Source organism: Halolamina litorea (assembly GCF_026616205.1).
Lineage (GTDB): Archaea > Halobacteriota > Halobacteria > Halobacteriales > Haloferacaceae > Halolamina > Halolamina litorea.
The window spans coordinates 624,793-641,782 of sequence record NZ_JANHGR010000001.1; the positions used below are offsets into that span (position 1 = coordinate 624,793).

General features: G+C 68.9%; 14 protein-coding genes and 1 tRNA gene. 10 read left to right on the plus strand and 5 right to left on the minus strand.

The annotated features are described in order from the left end of the window. Positions 1 to 199 precede the first annotated feature (199 nt). Together NO998_RS03365 and NO998_RS03370 are read left to right on the plus strand one after the other, a co-directional pair. Positions 200 to 772 (plus strand): DoxX family protein, encoded by a 573-nt coding sequence (locus NO998_RS03365; protein WP_267645626.1) that lies wholly within the window; start codon positions 200 to 202, stop codon positions 770 to 772. 88 nt (positions 773 to 860) lie between these two features. After that, the gene (locus NO998_RS03370) at positions 861 to 3,020 is read left to right on the plus strand and encodes a PAS domain S-box protein (protein ID WP_267645627.1); all 2,160 of its coding nucleotides are present in this window, start codon (positions 861 to 863) and stop codon (positions 3,018 to 3,020) included. Between the two features lie 97 nt (positions 3,021 to 3,117). Here NO998_RS03370 and NO998_RS03375 read toward each other — a convergent pair whose 3' ends face one another. The 3 genes from NO998_RS03375 to NO998_RS03385 all read right to left on the minus strand — a co-directional run bounded on the left by NO998_RS03375 (position 3,118) and on the right by NO998_RS03385 (position 4,599). Further along, positions 3,118 to 3,747 carry a hypothetical protein gene (locus NO998_RS03375; RefSeq protein ID WP_267645628.1) on the minus strand — a complete coding sequence of 210 codons (630 nt, stop codon included), beginning with the start codon at positions 3,745 to 3,747 and terminating at the stop codon, positions 3,118 to 3,120. A gap of 104 nt (positions 3,748 to 3,851) precedes the next feature. After that, positions 3,852 to 3,924 (minus strand) — tRNA-Gln (locus NO998_RS03380). 120 nt (positions 3,925 to 4,044) lie between these two features. Beyond that, positions 4,045 to 4,599, minus strand: a complete 555-nt coding sequence (locus NO998_RS03385; protein WP_267645629.1) for a DoxX family protein — start codon at positions 4,597 to 4,599, stop codon at positions 4,045 to 4,047. A 108-nt stretch (positions 4,600 to 4,707) separates the two neighbouring features. Between NO998_RS03385 and NO998_RS03390 the strand changes: the two genes are divergently transcribed. From NO998_RS03390 to NO998_RS03400, 3 genes are all read left to right on the plus strand, one after another. Continuing rightward, a complete protein-coding gene (locus NO998_RS03390) occupies positions 4,708 to 5,295 on the plus strand; it encodes an IMP cyclohydrolase (protein ID WP_267645630.1) in 588 nt (195 codons plus the stop codon). A gap of 35 nt (positions 5,296 to 5,330) precedes the next feature. After that, positions 5,331 to 5,990: a metallophosphoesterase family protein gene (locus NO998_RS03395; RefSeq protein WP_267645631.1), complete on the plus strand. Its 660-nt coding sequence runs from the start codon at positions 5,331 to 5,333 to the stop codon at positions 5,988 to 5,990. A gap of 134 nt (positions 5,991 to 6,124) precedes the next feature. Next, positions 6,125 to 6,442 (plus strand): RPA12/RPB9/RPC11 RNA polymerase family protein, encoded by a 318-nt coding sequence (locus tag NO998_RS03400; RefSeq protein ID WP_267645632.1) that lies wholly within the window; start codon positions 6,125 to 6,127, stop codon positions 6,440 to 6,442. 25 nt (positions 6,443 to 6,467) lie between these two features. Here NO998_RS03400 and NO998_RS03405 read toward each other — a convergent pair whose 3' ends face one another. Further along, on the minus strand, positions 6,468 to 7,646 hold the full coding sequence (locus NO998_RS03405) for an aspartate kinase (RefSeq protein ID WP_267645633.1): 1,179 nt from the start codon (positions 7,644 to 7,646) through the stop codon (positions 6,468 to 6,470). A 141-nt stretch (positions 7,647 to 7,787) separates the two neighbouring features. Between NO998_RS03405 and NO998_RS03410 the strand changes: the two genes are divergently transcribed. Both NO998_RS03410 and NO998_RS03415 read left to right on the plus strand, forming a co-directional pair. Next, positions 7,788 to 8,075 carry a translation initiation factor eIF-1A gene (locus NO998_RS03410; protein WP_267645634.1) on the plus strand — a complete coding sequence of 96 codons (288 nt, stop codon included), beginning with the start codon at positions 7,788 to 7,790 and terminating at the stop codon, positions 8,073 to 8,075. A 325-nt stretch (positions 8,076 to 8,400) separates the two neighbouring features. Beyond that, positions 8,401 to 10,257: a PINc/VapC family ATPase gene (locus tag NO998_RS03415; RefSeq protein WP_267645636.1), complete on the plus strand. Its 1,857-nt coding sequence runs from the start codon at positions 8,401 to 8,403 to the stop codon at positions 10,255 to 10,257. A gap of 265 nt (positions 10,258 to 10,522) precedes the next feature. Here the strand turns inward: NO998_RS03415 and NO998_RS03420 are convergent, their stop codons facing one another. Further along, positions 10,523 to 12,187 (minus strand): bacterio-opsin activator domain-containing protein, encoded by a 1,665-nt coding sequence (locus tag NO998_RS03420; RefSeq protein WP_267645637.1) that lies wholly within the window; start codon positions 12,185 to 12,187, stop codon positions 10,523 to 10,525. Between the two features lie 103 nt (positions 12,188 to 12,290). Here NO998_RS03420 and uvrA point away from each other — a divergent pair, with 103 nt between their 5' ends. From uvrA to NO998_RS03435, 3 genes are read left to right on the plus strand one after another with little or no spacing between them, the layout of a single operon-like run. Continuing rightward, complete coding sequence (uvrA, locus tag NO998_RS03425; protein WP_267645638.1) at positions 12,291 to 15,293, plus strand: excinuclease ABC subunit UvrA; 3,003 nt, start codon at positions 12,291 to 12,293, stop codon at positions 15,291 to 15,293. Further along, a complete protein-coding gene (locus NO998_RS03430; protein WP_267645639.1) occupies positions 15,293 to 15,775 on the plus strand; it encodes a hypothetical protein in 483 nt (160 codons plus the stop codon). The genes uvrA and NO998_RS03430 overlap by 1 nt, the downstream gene beginning before the upstream one ends. 52 nt (positions 15,776 to 15,827) lie before the next feature. Next, positions 15,828 to 16,844: a WD40/YVTN/BNR-like repeat-containing protein gene (locus NO998_RS03435; RefSeq protein WP_267645640.1), complete on the plus strand. Its 1,017-nt coding sequence runs from the start codon at positions 15,828 to 15,830 to the stop codon at positions 16,842 to 16,844. Positions 16,845 to 16,990: the final 146 nt, after the last annotated feature.

Consider the following 16,990-nt stretch of genomic DNA (forward strand, 5'->3'; position numbering starts at 1 on the left):
TCCACCCGGACGTGGAGCGACGCGGTCCGCGACCACCTCGCGGCGGACGACCCGTCGTCGGCGCTTTCGGTGTTGGCCTCGCGGTGACTCCCTGTCGGTTGCTGACACGCCTACCTACGAGGTTATTAGCTCACCCGGCGCTGTAGCGACGGGGACACCCGTTCGCCGACTGTCGCCGAACCCGGTCCCAGACGCACCAATGTCCGTAACTAATCCCCTAAGCAACACGTTCGAGAGTACGATCGCCGGTCACACCGTCCGTGGACGGGCCCACAGCCTGAGTGCGTGGTTCGTCCTGTCGCTGCGCCTCATGATGGGCGCGGCGTTCTTCTGGTCGGGATGGACGAAGCTCACCTTCGTCTCCGGCACCCCCTTCGACGCGACGGGCTACCTGCGCTTCGGGGCCGCCGCCAACGGCAGCCCCCTCGCGGGGACCTTCGCCGCGATGTCCGAGATCGGCTGGCTGATGGCCGTCACGAACGTCGCCGTCCCGTGGGGCGAACTCGCTATCGGACTGGGGTTGCTCGTGGGCGCGTTCGTTCGCCTCGCGGCGTTCTTCGGCGCCACGCTGATGACGATGTTCTACCTCGGCAACTGGAGCGTCGAACACGGCGTCATCAACGGGGACTTCGCGTACATGCTGGTGTTCCTCGCCGTGGCCGCGTTCGGCGCGGGCCGCATCCTCGGCGTCGACGCCTACCTCGAAGCGTACGAGGTCGACGGCCGGCCCCTGATCGAACGTCACCCCGTTCTCGACTACGTGCTCGGCTGAGCACCCCGACGGACCACCGAGACGGGGGGTTCCCCCACCGAACTACCGAGGTCACAACTATTGATACATCGGCGTTCCTAGCTCCGCTATGTCCGCCGTCGGCATCTCCGATACACAGATATCCGTCGTCGTGATCGACGACGACGAGAGCTTCCTCTCGATGACCGAGGCGTTCCTCGACAACTACGACGACCTCTCGGTGGTCGCCACAACCGACCACGACAGCGTCCTCGAGGCCGTCGAGGCCGGCACGGCCGACTGCGTGGTCAGCGACTACGACATGCCCGGCATGGACGGCCTCGAACTGCTCGAAACCGTCCGGGAGGCGGACTCCTCACTGCCGTACATCCTCTACACCGGCCGCGGGAGCGAGGACGTCGCCAGCGACGCCATCTCCGCGGGCGTTACCGACTACCTCCAGAAAGGGGGGTCACGAGACGTCTACCGACTGCTGGCGAACCGGATCCGCAACGCCGTCGCCGAAACGCGGGTCCGAGGGCGTGCCGAGCGCTACGAGACCATCGTCGAAGCGCTGGGCTATCCCGCCTACGTCGTCGACGAGGAAGGGGAGTTCCGCTTCGTGAACGAGGCGTTCGCCGACCTCACCGGCTACAGCGTCGAGGAGATCATCGGCGCCGAACCGGCCCTGATCAAGTCCCCCGAGGGCGTCGACCGTGCGGCGTCGGAACTCGGCGACGTGCTCTCTGCCACCGGGGCGGACACCGCCCGCTTCGACGTGGACATCCTGACGGCCGACGGGGAGGCGATCCCCTGCCGGGATCACATGGCCGCGCTGCCGTACGAGGGCGAGGAGTTCGAGGGCTCCGTGGGGATCCTCCGGAACGTCGCCGCCGAACGCGAACGCGAGCGCGAACTCCACCAGTTCCAGCGCATGGTCGAGACCGCCGGCGAGGCGATCGCCGCACTCGACGCGGAGGGACGGGTGACCTACGCCAACGAGGCGTTCCACGACCTCCTCAGCGTCGACGCCGACGACATCGTCGGCGAGCCGTACATGGCGCCGCTGGTGTGGAAGGGCGACGACCCCGACCCGGTGACGGAGCTACTCGCCCGGTCGCCGCCGGCGACGCGAACGTTCGAGACGCCGGTCGCGGGCTCGGACCGACGGGTCGAGACGACGCTTTCGGTCTCACGGGCCAACGAGGAGCGAGTGGTCACCGCCGTCGTCCGCGACGCCGGCACCATCGACGACGACCTCGACGTCGACCTCGGTGCCCGCGTGCTGGAGGAGGCCTCCATCGGCATCACCCTCACCGGCCCCCGCCGTGAGGGCTGTCCGATCCTGTTCGTCAACGACGCGTTCTGTGCGATCACCGGCTACGACCGCGAGGACGTGATCGGCGAGAGCCACAACTTCCTGCAGGGTCCGGCGACCGAGCAGCGCGCCACGGAGACGCTCCGGCGTGGCCTCGACGAGGGGGAATCCGTCGACACCGAACTGCTGAACTACCGCGCCGACGGCACGCCGTTCTGGAACCGTGTCGAGATCGAACCCGTCCGCGAGGAGGACGGCACGGTCACGCACTTCCTCGGCTTCCAGCGCGACGTGACCGACGAGCGGATGGCCGTTCGGGAGGCGTCGCGCCACGAGGAGCGCATCGAGCGACTCACCAGCGACCTGAGCCACGACATCAAGACGCCGCTCTCGGTCGCACAGGGTCACCTCGAACTGCTCGCTGAGGAGGGGAGCGTCGACCCCGAACGGGTCGAAACGATCGACGACGCGCTCGACCGGTCGCTCGAACTGCTCTCGGAGTTCCGGACGCTCGTCGAGACCGGCGCCAGCGTCCACGACCCGGCGGAGGTCGACCTCGACGCGCTCGTGGCCGAGGCGTGGGGCAGCGCCGCCGCCGAGGAAGCGACGCTCTCCATCGACGAACCCGGACAGGTGCTCGCGGACCCCCAGCGACTCAAGCGGCTGTTCGAGAACCTCTTCCGGAACAGCATCGACCACGCCGGCGCGGACGTACACGTCACCGTGGGTGCGCTCCCGAACGGCTTCTACGTCGCCGACGACGGTCCGGGGGTCCCGCCGGCGGAGCGCGACCGCGTCTTCGATTCGGGCTACAGCAGCCGCGACGACGGCCACGGCAGCGGGCTCGCCATCGTCGAACAGATCGTCGACGCCCACGGCTGGGGGGTCGAGGTGACCGGCTCGGAGGCCGGCGGCGCCCGCTTCGAGTTCACCGGTATCCGGCTCCCACGACGGCTCCCGAGCGAGGTGTGAGCCGCCACTCCGACTTCTCGGTCGCCCGCTGAACGGCCGCGGGTGGACGAGAGAACCGTCGTTCGTCGGGGGCGTCACGGTCTCGCTCGGAACGCGCTCACGACGTGAGGTCTTCGGACGTGACGGCGATGGGTGCCAGCGCTTCGACGACGAACGGCCGGTGTGTCTCGCCGACGATTGCGACGCCGGCCCCGCCGTCGTCGGGCAGATGGGCCCGGATCTGGTCGGCCATGTGGCGCTCGCGGATCGGATACTCCACGTGGTTCCAGAGGTCGCCGTGGGGTGTCGCCGAGGCGACGACGACGAACGTGACGAACGCGGCCACCCAGCCGCCGACCGAGAGAATGACGTACACGACGGCGAGGAGGCCGAACACGACGTGGAGCCACTCGAACACCGTCGGGAGGTAGAACAGCCCCGCTGCCCGCTGTTTGCGGGATAGCTCGACGTAGTGAAGCTCCGCGTTGTTGGCTTCCGCCAGCGAGATGGCCGCCCGCTCACACCACGACCCCGGCGGTGAGACCGGGGTGTCCGACCGGAGGCTCGGCGCGAGCCACCCCAGCGGCCGCCAGAGGAGCGCCTGCCGCAAGCTCCGTTCCTCCCGGTTCAACGCTTCGTGGTACACTTTCGTGACGCCGTCCGGTGCCCGTTCGGGGATCCGCCGGACCAACGTCTCGTCGTTGTGGGCGACTCCGAAGACGTGCACGCTCGGCGGTTCTGTCGTCATTCACTTCGGCGCGTCCCCGACGCCGGTCGACACGCTCCCGGCGGGTGGGGACCCCGACCGACGGGCGTGGCGCTCGACGGGTAGTAACGAAGCGAGGACGTGAGTAGTTCCACCAGGATTCGAACCTGGGTCGTTGCCCCCAGAAGGCAACAGGATTGGCCACTACCCCATGGAACTCTTCGACACGACGTCCGTCTGCCCGACGGGTGTGCCTTCGCACTCCCTCGTAGCCCGCTGGGAACCATGAGTGTTTCGGAGTCGATTACGGCGGCGGCGTGCCGCCGCGGGCGCGCCCGATCAGCCCAGCAGGTACGCCGCCCACGGGTAGCGTTCGAGGAGCGGCTTCCCGTCGATCTCGTACGCCTCGAGGTAGGCGTCGACGCCGAGGATGCGACCCGCGCCGAACGCGGCCACGGCGAGGAACACCAGCATGTACGCGAAGTCACCGTTGATGTAGCCGTGGGAGACGCTCCAGTTGCCGAGGTAGAACAGCAACATCATGAACGCGCCGAAGAAGGCGGCGAGACGGGTGAACCCCCCGACGAGGAGGCCGATCCCGATCAGCAGCTCGCCCCACGGCACGGCCACGTTCACGAAGTCGATGAACCACGGCGTCGACCCCATCGCCTCGAACAGCCCCGCGACGGGGCTGCCGTTGGCCTGCGGGGCGTTCTGGAGGTAGCCCGCCGCCGAGAACCCCCCGGCGAGCACCTTGTCGAGACCGCTCTGTAGGAACGCCAGCCCCATCATCAGCCGCAGCGCGAGGATGAACCAGACGCTGAGCGTGTGGAGTCGCCCCTCCGCGGTGTAGCCGCCGAGCGTGCTCCGGAGCCTGATCTCTTGAGTGGACATACCTGAAACGACGCCCCGAGGGGCCTTCACCCCGGACACCGGTTCCCGACCCGCGGGAACTCCGCCTGAACCACCAGCTACTTGCCGACCTCCGCCCCGTCTCCATCCATGTACGTCGGCCGCTTCCTCGTCGCCGCCCCGGGACTGGCAGCCTACCGCGTCTCCTCGCGCTCGTTCCCCAACCGAAAGGTGATCGAACGCGACGGCAGCCTCACCGTCGTCCCCACGGACGACGCCGAGCCGACCGACAACCCCTACGTCTCCTACAACTGCCTCCGCACCGTCGAGCGCGACGGCGAGGAACTGGCCGTGATCGGCAACGGCTCACACGTCGACCCGATCGCGGAGAAAGCGGGGATGGGCTACCCGGCCCGGGACGCCCTCGCGGCGTCGCTGCTCGCGCTCGACTACGAGAAAGACGACTACGACACGCCCCGTATCGCCGCCGTCGTCGGCGCCGAGACGGCGTTCATCGGCACCGTCCGGAGGGACGCGCTGCTGGTCCACGAGGTCACGGAGCCGACCGTCGTGGCGACCTACGAGACCGACAGCCCGCAGGCGTTCGACCTCGACGCCGAGACCGCCGAGGCCGCCGCCGCGGAACTGTACGACCACGCCTTCGAGCACGCCGTCTGCGCCGCGGGCGTCGCCGTCGACGGCGACGGCATCGAAACCGCGATCCACAACGGCGAGTAGCGCACTTTTTCACTCTCGGGCCGTTCCCGTCTGCCGTGCGACTCGGGGTCATCTCTGACGTTCACGGCAACCTGCCGGCGCTGGAGGCGGTGCTCACGGACATGCCGCCGGTCGACACCGTCGTCTGTGCCGGCGACGTGGTCGGGTACAACCCCTGGCCAGCCGACTGTGTGGCCGCGCTCCGCGACCGCGGGGTCCCGACGGTACAGGGGAACCACGACCGGGCGGTGGCCAGCGGCGACGCTGCCGGCTTCAACGGGATGGCGCGGGCCGGCGTCGAGTACGCTCGGGAACAACTCGGCTCCGGCGCGGTCGGCTGGCTCGGCGCGCTCCCCGCCGAGCGCCACGTCGTCGACGACCGGGTGAAACTGGTCCACGGCCACCCCGACGACCCGAACCGCTACACCTACCCCCGGGATTTTGCGCCGGGCCTGCTCGACGGCGAAGACCTCCTCGTCATGGGTCACACGCACGTCCAACACCACGCCGTCTTCGAGGAGGGGATCGTCCTGAACCCCGGAAGCGTCGGTCAGCCCCGGGACGGTGACCCCGACGCGGCCTACGCCGTCGTCGATCTGGACGACCGAAGCGTGGAAGAACGCCGTGTGCCCTACGACATCGACGCCGTCGTCGACGCCGTCGAGGCTGCGGGACTCCCCTCCCGAATCGGCGAACGGCTGCGAGAAGGTCGCTGACGCCGGAACCGGTCGCCGAGCACCCACCGCTGCCCGGGCCGGTCAGTCGGTCGGCGTCGTACGAGCAGGCTGCCGGGAGCCACGACGGATCGGGGATTGACGGATATATCCGGAGCCGGGTGTTCCGACGGGGTATGAACTTCTGCGACGCGTGTGGCTCGATGATGCGCACGGCGGGTGACACGTGGGTGTGTCGCTCCTGTGAGAACGAGGAGCCGCGGGACTCGCGAGCGGAAGCGGCGATGACGACACGGGACGAACAGCAGAACGACGGGGAACCGCCGGTCGTCGACGGCACCAAAGACGCCACCGACACGATGCAGAAACCCTGTCCGGCGGACGGCTGCGACAGCGACCGGGCCTCCTACGAGACCCGGCCGAAGCCGGGCGGCTCCTACGAGGTCCGGGTGTTCACCTGTGTCGAGTGCGACCACACGTGGCGCGAGTCCTGAGGAGGCGGTTCGCGAGACCGCCGTTTCAGAACTGGTCGTGGATGATCTGGAGCGTCTCGTCCCGGTCCTCCCACGCCACGAAGATGGCGACGGAGGTCGCGGAGGTGATCAGGTCGTGGACGTTGATCCCCGCCTCCGCCAGCGGGTCGACAATCGAGCGGATCACGCCCGGTCGGTTCGGCAGTTCGCCGCCGGTGACCCGGACGACCGCGATGTCGTCCTCGACGGTGACCGAGGAGAGCGAGTCGTCGGCGACGACGGCCTCGTGCAGTGTCGCTTCGGCCTCCTCGGCGACCTCCTTCTCGACGTAGTACGTCAGCGAGTCCATCCCGCTGGCGACGGCGTCGACGTTGATACCCGCCCTGGCGAGCGTCTCGGAGACCTCCGCGAGGATTCCCGGTCGGTTCCGGATCGCCCGGCCGGCGACGGTGAGACAGGACAGCCGTGCCTCCTCCATGTCGATCAGGTGCTCGAAGCTCCCCTCGATCTCCGTGCCGCCAGCGAGCAGGTCGCCGTGTTGGTAGTGGACGACCCGGACCGCGAGGTCCTCGTCCTTGTAGACGAGCGCCGATGGCGCCACCACCTCGGCGCCCCGGAACGAGAGGCTCCGGAGTTCGTCGACGGTGATCGAGCCAACGTTGCGTGCCCCCTCGACGACGCGGGGGTCGCCGGTCATCACGCCCTCCACGTCGGTGACGATGACGACCTCGTCGGCGTCGAGGTAGTTCCCGAGCATCATCGCGGTGGTGTCGGACCCCCCGCGACCGAGCGTCGTCACGTCGCCGTCGGGCCCCTCCGCGAGGAACCCCGTGATGACGGGGACGGTGTCTTCGAGCGTCTCGGCCAGCGCGTCGACGCGGCGTTTGGTCTCCTCGGCGTCGACCTCGCCGCGCTCGTTGGTGACGACCGGCCAGCCGTCGCTGCCGGGTTCGACGAAGGTCGCGTCGACCCCACGAGCGGAGAGTGCGGCCTTCAGCATCCGCACCGAGGTTCGTTCGCCCATCGAGACGATCTCGGCGCGGTCGGGGTCGCTCGCGTCGAAGGAGATCTCCTCGAGCAGGTCGTCGGTCTGTGAGCCCATCGCGCTGGCGACGACGGCGATCTCGTGACCGGCGGCGACTGCGTCGGCGACCGAGTCGGCCGCTCGCTCGATCCGCTCGCCCGAACCGAGCGAGGTCCCGCCGAACTTCGCGACTACGCGCATCGGCGACCACCGCCGGCGTCGTGCGTTCCGTTCATACCTCCGTATCGGGGAGGTCCGGGTTAACGCTGTCTCTCCGGGCCTTCCTCTCCGGTGTCGGGAACGTATCCCACGGCTTATCCGTCGGTGCTCCGTACTACACGTATGAGCGACGATTCATCAGGCCGCAAGAACCTGCGGATGCCTGACGACGACCAACTGTTCGGCGTCGTCACCGAGCACCTGGGCGGCAACCACGTCCGGGTCCGGTGTCAGGACGGCAAGGAGCGACTCGGGCGCATCCCCGGGCGGATGAAGTACCGCACCTGGATCAACGAGGACGACGTGGTCATCATCGAGCCGTGGGACTGGCAGGACGAGAAGGGCAACATCGAGTGGCGCTACGACGAGCAGGACGCTGAGCAGCTCCGGCGCGAAGGCCACATCGACTGACGCCGCCAGCACACCGTTTTCGGCATCGCTCCACGGTTCCGTAGCGTCGGCGCCGCTCGGGGGCCGTACGGGCCGGTAGCTATTTGTTTGCCACTGTCTAACATGCAGATGAACCCGAACCGAGGCGGGTTCCGACGGGAACGACCGTCGTAGCGACAGACGGGTGCACCGGCTATCGAGTGAGCGCGATACCGAACAGACCCCGAGAACCGGAACGGCGACACGTGGGAGTGCCGGGCGACCGACGTTGGTCGCCCGGCGGCGTTGTTGTCCGGTTGGTGTGGGGTATATACACCCTTTTGATCCTTCGCCCCCTACCTCGCGTGTGAACGTCGTACCCGACACCAGCGTCGTCGTCGACGGCCGCGTCTCCGAACGCGTCGCCGACGGGCGCTACGAGGGTGTCACCGTCTACGTCCCCGAAGCCGTCGTTGGCGAACTCGAAGCACAGGCCAACGCCGGCTACGATCCCGGTTGGCGGGGCTTGGAAGAGCTCCAGCGGCTCGCCGAACACGCCGACGCCGGCGACATTCAGGTCGAGTACGTCGGCCGCCGCCCGACCGCCGCCGAGACCGAGGGCGCCGGCGAGGGCGACATCGACGCGCTGATCCGCGACATCGCCGCCGAACACACCGCCACGCTGCTGACCAGCGACGGCGTGCAGGCAGAGGTCGCCCGCGCGAAGGGGCTCGACGTCGACTACCTCGAACCCGTCGTCGACACGGAGTCCGCCCAGCCCGAGAGCGAGGGGCTGGCCATCGAGGAGTTCTTCACCGAAGACACGATGAGCCTGCACCTCCGCTCCGACACTCGCCCCAAGGCCAAGCGCGGCGACATCGGCGAGATGCGCTACGAGGCCATCGCCGACGAGCCGACGAGCGACGAGCAGATGGAGGAGTGGGCCACCGAGATCATCGAGACCGCCCGCGCCTCCTCGGAGGGGTTCATCGAACTCAGCGAGGAGGGGATGGACATCGTCCAGTACCGGAACTACCGGATCGCCGTCGCCCGGCCACCGTTCGCCGACGCCGTCGAGATCACGGCCGTCCGGCCCATCGCCAAGACCACCATCGAGGACTACGCGATGGCCGACGAGCTCAAGGAGCGCTTCACCGAGCGCCAGCGTGGCGTGCTCATCTCCGGGTCGCCCGGCGCCGGGAAGTCGACGTTCGCCCAGGCGGTCGCGGAGTACCTCAACGACAACGACTTCGCGGTCAAGACGATGGAGAAACCGCGGGACCTGCAGGTCGGGCCCGAGATCACCCAGTACACCGAACTCGGTGGCTCGATGGCCAACACCGCCGACTCGCTGCTGATGGTCCGTCCGGACTACACCGTCTACGACGAGGTCCGCAAGACCAGCGACTTCGAAACGTTCGCGGACATGCGACTGGCCGGCGTCGGGATGATCGGCGTCGTCCACGCGACCCGCGCCATCGACGCGCTCCAGCGCTTGGTCGGCCGCGTCGAACTCGGGATGATCCCGCAGGTCGTCGACACCGTCGTCTATATCGAGGCCGGCCAGATCCACACCGTCTTCGACGTGGAGACGGAGGTGAAAGTCCCCGCGGGCCTCACCGCCGAGGACCTCGCGCGGCCGGTGATCCTCGTCTCCGACACCGAGACGGGCAAGCCCAAGTACGAGATCTACACCTTCAACCGACAGGTCGTCACCGTCCCCCTCGACGACGAGGGCGAGGACAGCGGCGTCGACCGCATCGCCAAACAGGAGATCGAGCGGGAGATCCACTCGGTCGCCCGCGGTCACGTCGAGGTCGAACTCCAGGGCCAGAACCGTGCGGTGGTCTACGTCGAGGAGGACGACATCTCCTACGTGATCGGCAAGGGCGGCGGCCGGATCACCGAGATCGAGGACCGCCTCGGCATCGACATCGACGTGCGGACCCACGACGAGAACCCGGCGCCGGCCGGGGGCGGCGAGGGCTCGGCGGCCACGCCGCAGGGCGAGATCGTTCAGCCCGAGATCACCGCCCGCCACGTCGTCATCCGGATGGACGAACACGTCGGCGAGACCGTCGAGGTCCGCGCCGGCGGCGACTACCTCTTCACGGCCACCGTCGGCCGCGGCGGCGACGTGCAGGTGTCCCGGGGCTCGGCAATCGCCGAGGAACTCGAGGACGCCATCGACCGCAAACAGCAGATCACGGTCGTCCCCGCCTGAGCGACGCCGTCACGTCGGCGCCCCCACGCTATTCACTCGCGTACCTAACTGATAAGGTACGGAGCACATCCGTCGCCGTCCCCTGAAGTGGGATGCGGCGAACGTTCGCAACACCCTTCGGACCCATCGCTTGCGGACGACCGCCGCGCGTTCCGGCACCTGTCCGTCGGCCCGGTCGCCACAGAGCGGCCGACGACGGGCCACTCCCCACACTTGCGGCGCCCCCCGGCGCCGTTTCCGTGGCTTGGGGTCACCGGAGTGAAAATCAGTTCTCCGCGGTTTCGAACGACAGCGCCGTCAGCTTCCGGAGCGCCGCCTGCAGGTGTTGGTGGAACGTCGGCGAGGAGACGCCGAAGGAGTCAGCCAACTCCGTTCCCGAACTCCGTCGTGGCTGCTCGAAGTAGCCGCCGAAGTAGGCGGCCTCGAGGATCTCGCGTTGCCGGTCGGTGAGTTCGTCGTACAGTCGGTCACGAAAGCCCGTCATCGAGGTGATCGTCCCCTCGGTCTCGCGTTTCGCGGTCAGGTTGTTCTCGGGGACGGCCGCGCTCACCGCCTCGACGATGCTGCGTACGTCCGCCTCTGGAGCGACGACGGCGGTGAGTTCCATCTCCCCGCCCTCGACCGACGCCGAGACGACGCTGGCGCCGTAGCCCGACAGCGCGACCAGCGCCGAGTCGCCGGTGATCGTACACTCGAACAGCCCGGGTTCGTCGTCGTCACCGTCGACGACGGCCCGAGCGTTGGTGACCGTTGGATCGTCGCCGGCGGCCGCGACCAGCGCCGCTGGGTCGGCGTCCTCGACGTGGAAGTAGCCGATGACGCCCTCGGCCGAGGGGACCAGCCCTTCGAGTTCCAGGCTGGCGCCGGTCTCGTCCGCTGCTCGTACGAGGAATTCGGTGTCGTCGCTCACGTCGAACCGGAGCTGTGTCAGCGCGTCGGCCTGCAGCACCCGCTTGCTCTGGATGGCGTCGATGGCGTAGCCGACGGTCTCGCCGAGCAGCGTGAACGCGGTCCGCTCGCGCTCGTCGAACGCGTCGGGGCGCCGGGCGGTGACTACCAGCGCGCCGTAGGTCGTCCCCCGGTAGGCGAGCGGAACGGTGGCGTAGGCCTCGACCGCCGCCTCGTCGGCGAGCGTCCGGAGGCGCTCAGGCACCGCCTCGTTCTCCGCGGCGTGCCGGAACACCCGGGGCTCCCCGTCCTCGATTGCGTCGGCGACGCCGCCTTCGAGGAGGCTGCCGGCGTCGACCCGCTCGGCGTCGAGTTCGCCGGCGGCCTTTCGGACTCGGCCGCTCTCGCCGGTCAGCCCCGCCGTCACCGTGAGCGCGGTCTGGTAGAGCCGGGAGTCCGCCAGTCGCTCACAGACGGCGGCTTCGACCTCGCCGCGGTTCACCTCGCCGAGCAGCGAGTCGATCACGTCCCGGACCGCGTCGTTGATGTCGTTGAGCGTCTCCAGCGTGTCGTTCTGTGCATCGACCCGTAGCTCCGAGAGCTTCCGGTCGGTGATGTTGAGGTGGAGGACGAGGACGTAGCGCTCGTCGCCGTGTTCGAACGGGAGCGCCCGCATCGTGAACCACCGCTTCTCGTTCGGCCCGTGGCAGGGGTACTCGAAGGCGAACTCGGGCCGCTCGCCGTCGAGAACGGCCGTCAGCCCCTCGTAGGCCTGTCGGGCGAACTCGTCGTCGGCGCCGCGACAGACCGCCGGGTAGTTCTGTCCGATCGTGTCGGGCGCGCCGACGATCTCGTTCTCCTCGCCGAAGGCCCGCCACGCGCGGTTGGTGTGGATGATGTCCCCCTCCCCGTCGAGCAGCGCGATCTGTGTCGGCAGCGCCTCGAACGCCGACTCGGTCAGGGACCCTTCGAGCGTCGGCCGCTCGCTGACGAGGTCGGACTCGTCGGGCCACTGGCGCACGTCGTTTGGCTGCTGTGCCATCTGATTGCAGACGCTACTCGGTTGATCGGGATAAGACTGTGGCCAACGCGGGCGCACGCGCGACCGACGGGTTCAACCCTCCCGACTCACTACCACAGGCCGAATGAGCAAGGAGTCCATCGTGGTCCGCGGCGCCGAGGAGAACAACCTCGCGGACCTCGACGTGGAGATCCCGCGCGAAGCGTTCAGCGTCGTCACCGGCCTCTCGGGGTCGGGGAAGTCCTCGCTCGCGTTCGACACCGTCTACGCCGAGGGCCAGCGCCGCTACATCGAGAGCCTGTCGGCCTACGCCCGGAACTTCCTCGGGCAGATGGACAAGCCCCAGGTCGAGTCCGTCGAGGGGCTCTCGCCGGCAATCTCCATCGACCAGAAGAACGCGGCCAACAACCCCCGATCGACCGTCGGGACCGTCACCGAACTCCACGACTACCTCCGTCTGCTGTACGCCCGCGTCGGCACGCCTCACTGCCCGGAGTGTGGCCGCGAGGTCGGCACCCAGAGCGCCCAACAGATGGTTCGCCGGCTGTTCGAACTGCCGGCAGGCACACGCGCGAAGATCGCCGCTCCCGTCGTGCGCGACCAGAAGGGTGCCTTCGAGGACCTGTTCGAGGAGCTGGTCTCGGATGGCTACGCCCGCGTCGAAGTCGACGGCGAGACGTACGACCTCACCACCGACGACCCGGACCTCGACGAGAACTACGACCACACCGTCGACGTGATCGTCGACCGCATCAAGGTCGACGAGGGCGACCGCTCGCGCATCACCGACTCCGTCGAGACCGCACTGGAGGAGAGCGACGGCGTGCTGAAGGTGATCCTGCCCTCGCCGCCCGAGGACCTCCCCGAATCCTTCGGCGGTAACGTCTCCCGCAGCACCGGGGACCTCGCGGGCGGCGACGCCGATGAGGACGACCGCCTCGTCGTCGAGTTCTCCGAGGAACTGGCCTGCACCCACTGCGGGATCGACTTCTCGGAGATCGAGACCCGGTCGTTCTCGTTCAACTCACCCCACGGCGCCTGCCCCGACTGTGAGGGGATCGGCGAGACCAAGGAGGTCGACGAGGACCTCGTCGTCGTCGACCCGGACAAGCCGATCACGGACGTCTTCGAGGCCTGGAGCTACAACCGCTCGTACTACCGGACCCGCCTCGACAGCGTCGCCGAGCACTTCGGCGTCGACGTGACGACGCCGTTCTCGGAGCTCACGGACTCCCAGCAGCGACAGTTCCTCTACGGCACCGACGAGCAGGTCGTGTTCAAGCGCCAGACGAAGAACGGCACCCGGCGCAAGGAGAAGCGCTTCGAGGGCGTCATCCCGAACCTCGAACGCCGGCACGTCGAGACCGAGAGCGAGTCCACCCGGGACCACATCGAGGAGTACATGGCCGTCACCACCTGCCCGGCCTGTGAGGGGACCCGCCTCAAGCCCCAGTCGCGCTCCGTGCTCGTCGACGGCACCGCCATCACCGAGGTCAGCCGCCTGAGCATCGGCGACGCCCGCGAACACTTCGAGGGGATGGAGTCGGACCTCTCGGAACGGGACCTCGTGATCGCCGAGGAGATCCTCAAGGAGATCCGCGCCCGGCTGGGCTTCATGGAGGAGGTCGGCCTCGACTACCTCACCCTCGACCGCGAGGCGTCGACGCTTTCCGGCGGCGAGAGCCAGCGTATCCGGCTGGCCACGCAGGTCGGCTCGGGCCTCGTCGGCGTGCTCTACGTCCTCGACGAGCCCTCGATCGGCCTCCACCAGCGGGACAACGACCGCCTGCTGAACACCCTCGAAGGCCTGCGCGACCTGGGCAACACGCTGCTCGTCGTCGAACACGACGAGGAGACGATGCGCCGCGCCGACCACGTGATCGACATGGGCCCCGGCCCGGGCAAGCGCGGCGGCGAGATCGTCGCCGAGGGCGACTTCGACGACATCGTCGCCAGCGAGGAGTCGGTGACCGGCGACTACCTCGCCGGCCGCGAGGAGGTCCCCGTCCCCGCGGAGCGACGGAGCTCCGAGAACGCGCTCACCATCGTCGGTGCCCGCCAGCACAACCTCAAGGACGTGGACGTGGACCTGCCGATCGGGCAGTTCACCGCGATCACCGGCGTCTCCGGCTCCGGGAAGTCCACCCTGATGCACGACGTGCTCTACAAGGGGCTCGCCCGGAAGATGAACGACAACACGAGCGTCGACCCCGGCGAGCACGACCGGATCGACGGCACCGAGCACATCGAGACCGTCCGGCTCATCGACCAGTCGCCGATCGGCCGGACCCCGCGCTCGAACCCCGCGACGTACACCGGCGTCTTCGACCACATCCGCGAGGCGTTCGCGTCGACCAAACTCGCCCAACAGCGTGGCTACGAGAAGGGCCGCTTCTCGTTCAACGTCAAGGGCGGCCGCTGTGAGGAGTGTGGCGGCCAGGGGACCGTCAAGATCGAGATGAACTTCCTCTCTGACGTGCACGTCCCCTGCGAGGAGTGTGACGGCGCGCGCTACAACGACGAGACCCTCGACGTGGAGTTCAAGGGCAAGACCATCGCCGACGTGCTCGACATGGACGTGGCGGAGGCCTACGACTTCTTCGAGGCCAACAGCCAACTGCGCCGCCGCCTCAAACTGCTGAAGGACGTGGGGCTCGACTACATGAAGCTCGGCCAGCCCTCCACCACCCTCTCGGGCGGGGAGGCCCAGCGCGTCAAGCTAGCGGAGGAGCTCGGCAAGAAACAGACCGGCGACACGCTCTACCTGCTCGACGAGCCGACGACGGGCTTGCACAAGGAGGACGAGCGCAAGCTGATCGAGGTGCTCCAGCGCCTGACCGACAACGGCAACACCGTCGTCGTCGTCGAACACGAACTCGACCTCGTGAAGAACGCCGACAACGTCCTCGACCTCGGCCCCGAGGGCGGCGAGGGCGGCGGCCACGTCGTCGCCGACGGCACCCCCGAGGAGGTGGCCCGTGTCGAGGAGTCCTACACCGGGACCTACCTCCGGGACTACCTCCCGGCTGTCGATATCGAGGGGCCCCGAGCCGACCGGCGCAAGCCCGCGAAGGAGGACGGCGACGCGGCCGGCGAGGAAGCGACCCCCGCGGCGAACGACGACTGATGGCTCGACCCACCCGCCGGCAACTGCTCGCCGCGGCCGGCACCGCCGCAGCCACCGGGCTCGCGGGCTGTACGGCCGCCGAGCGCGCCCGGCTCAACCCATTCGCCGAGCCGCCGGTGTCGATGACGGTGATCCGCGCCGCCGGCGACGAGTCAGAGACGCGCTGCAGCCTCGACGCCGACGCCGTCGCCGAGGTCCCCGAGCTACAGGGCCCACTGGACGAGCTCAACGGCGCCGACGACGGCGAACGGATCGAGCGTGGCCTCTCTATCCCGACCGGCCGGGAGATCTCGAACCTCTTCACCCGGCAGTGTGACGGCGACATCGGCGGCATCTACCGCTACGACGGCGCCGCCTACCTGATCGGGCTCACCTACCGCGACCAGTCGGCCCATCAGGACCACCACGACCGACTGGGCAACGACAGCCACGGCGGCACCGACACCGACACGCCGGGCAACGAGACGGCGACGCCGAACTGACGGGGTCGCCCCCGGCGCTACCTTTTCGACGGGCGCGGCCCACCGCCTGAGCATGTCCACCATCTACGCTGCCTACGGCGAGACCCTGCTCGTCGTCGACGGCGCCGGCGACGCTGCCGACGCCGGCGGCTCCCCGACTCTTCAGGAGCACCGGTTCGACTCCCGCACTCAATCGGTCGCCGTCACCGACGGGACGGTCCTGCTCGGCACGTTCGAGGACGGTCTCCAGCGATCGACCGACGGCGGCGACTCGTGGGAGCGCGCGACCGGCATCGAACACGACGCCGTCACCGCCATCGCGGCCGCACCGGACGACCCCGCGACCGTCTACGCCGGCACCGAGCCGAGCCGCTTCTACCGCAGCACCGACGGCGGCGCGACGTTCGAGCGACTCGACGGACTCACGGACCTCCCTTCCTCGGACGACTGGGCGTTCCCCCCGCGACCTCACACCCACCACGTCCGGTGGATCGAACCCGACCCCGCCGACCCGGACCTGCTCCACGTCTCCATCGAGGCCGGCGCCCAGGTGCGTGCCCGCCTCACCGACGACGGCGTGGACTGGGAGGACCGCGTCCCCGGCACGAGGCGCGACGTGCACACGATGGCGACCCACCCCGCCACGCCCGGCCGCGTGTGGGTCGCGGCCGGCGACGGCTACGCGGAGACGGCCGACGGCGGTGACTCGTGGGAGCATCCGCAGTCGGGGCTGAACCACACCTACTGCTGGAGCGTCGCCGTCGACCCCGCTGGGGGTGTGGAACCGTCGACGCCGCGGGTCCTGCTCTCGGCAGCCTCGGGGGCCAACGACGCGCACCGACGCGGGGAGTCCTACCTCTACCGGCGCGAGGGAGACGCGTGGGAGCGCCTCGATGGCCGCGGAGTTCCGACCGGCGAGGGAGTCTACCGCGCAGTACTGGCCCGTGGCGCCGACGAGGGGACGTTCTGGGCCGCGAACAACCACGGCCTCTACCGGACCGACGACGGCGGCGACACGTGGGAGCGACGCGTTTCGCTCGCCGACAGGGTCGACGCGCCGACCTGCCGTGGCCTCGTCGTCGTCGACTGACCCGACCTTCAACTACGAGAGCGCGGCCAGTCCCGCCCATGACTTGACTGATCGCCGCGGGCCGAACGGGGCTGTCGCCGGACGCACCGGCCCGCGATAGGGAAGCGCGTCGGCTGTACGCTAACCACGAGACATATGTCCCGAGC

Excerpts from the sequence above, each read along its gene's own strand:
- NO998_RS03410 (WP_267645634.1), top strand. The coding sequence starts at position 7,788 with ATGAGCGACGATTCATCAGGCCGCAAGAACCTGCGGATGCCTGACGAC.
- NO998_RS03390 (WP_267645630.1), top strand. The coding sequence starts at position 4,708 with ATGTACGTCGGCCGCTTCCTCGTCGCCGCCCCGGGACTGGCAGCCTAC.
- NO998_RS03370 (WP_267645627.1), top strand. The coding sequence starts at position 861 with ATGTCCGCCGTCGGCATCTCCGATACACAGATATCCGTCGTCGTGATC.
- NO998_RS03420 (WP_267645637.1), bottom strand. The coding sequence starts at position 12,187 with ATGGCACAGCAGCCAAACGACGTGCGCCAGTGGCCCGACGAGTCCGAC.
- NO998_RS03400 (WP_267645632.1), top strand. The coding sequence starts at position 6,125 with ATGAACTTCTGCGACGCGTGTGGCTCGATGATGCGCACGGCGGGTGAC.
- NO998_RS03385 (WP_267645629.1), bottom strand. The coding sequence starts at position 4,599 with ATGTCCACTCAAGAGATCAGGCTCCGGAGCACGCTCGGCGGCTACACC.
- NO998_RS03375 (WP_267645628.1), bottom strand. The coding sequence starts at position 3,747 with ATGACGACAGAACCGCCGAGCGTGCACGTCTTCGGAGTCGCCCACAAC.
- NO998_RS03365 (WP_267645626.1), top strand. The coding sequence starts at position 200 with ATGTCCGTAACTAATCCCCTAAGCAACACGTTCGAGAGTACGATCGCC.
- NO998_RS03405 (WP_267645633.1), bottom strand. The coding sequence starts at position 7,646 with ATGCGCGTAGTCGCGAAGTTCGGCGGGACCTCGCTCGGTTCGGGCGAG.
- NO998_RS03430 (WP_267645639.1), top strand. The coding sequence starts at position 15,293 with ATGGCTCGACCCACCCGCCGGCAACTGCTCGCCGCGGCCGGCACCGCC.
- NO998_RS03435 (WP_267645640.1), top strand. The coding sequence starts at position 15,828 with ATGTCCACCATCTACGCTGCCTACGGCGAGACCCTGCTCGTCGTCGAC.
- uvrA (WP_267645638.1), top strand. The coding sequence starts at position 12,291 with ATGAGCAAGGAGTCCATCGTGGTCCGCGGCGCCGAGGAGAACAACCTC.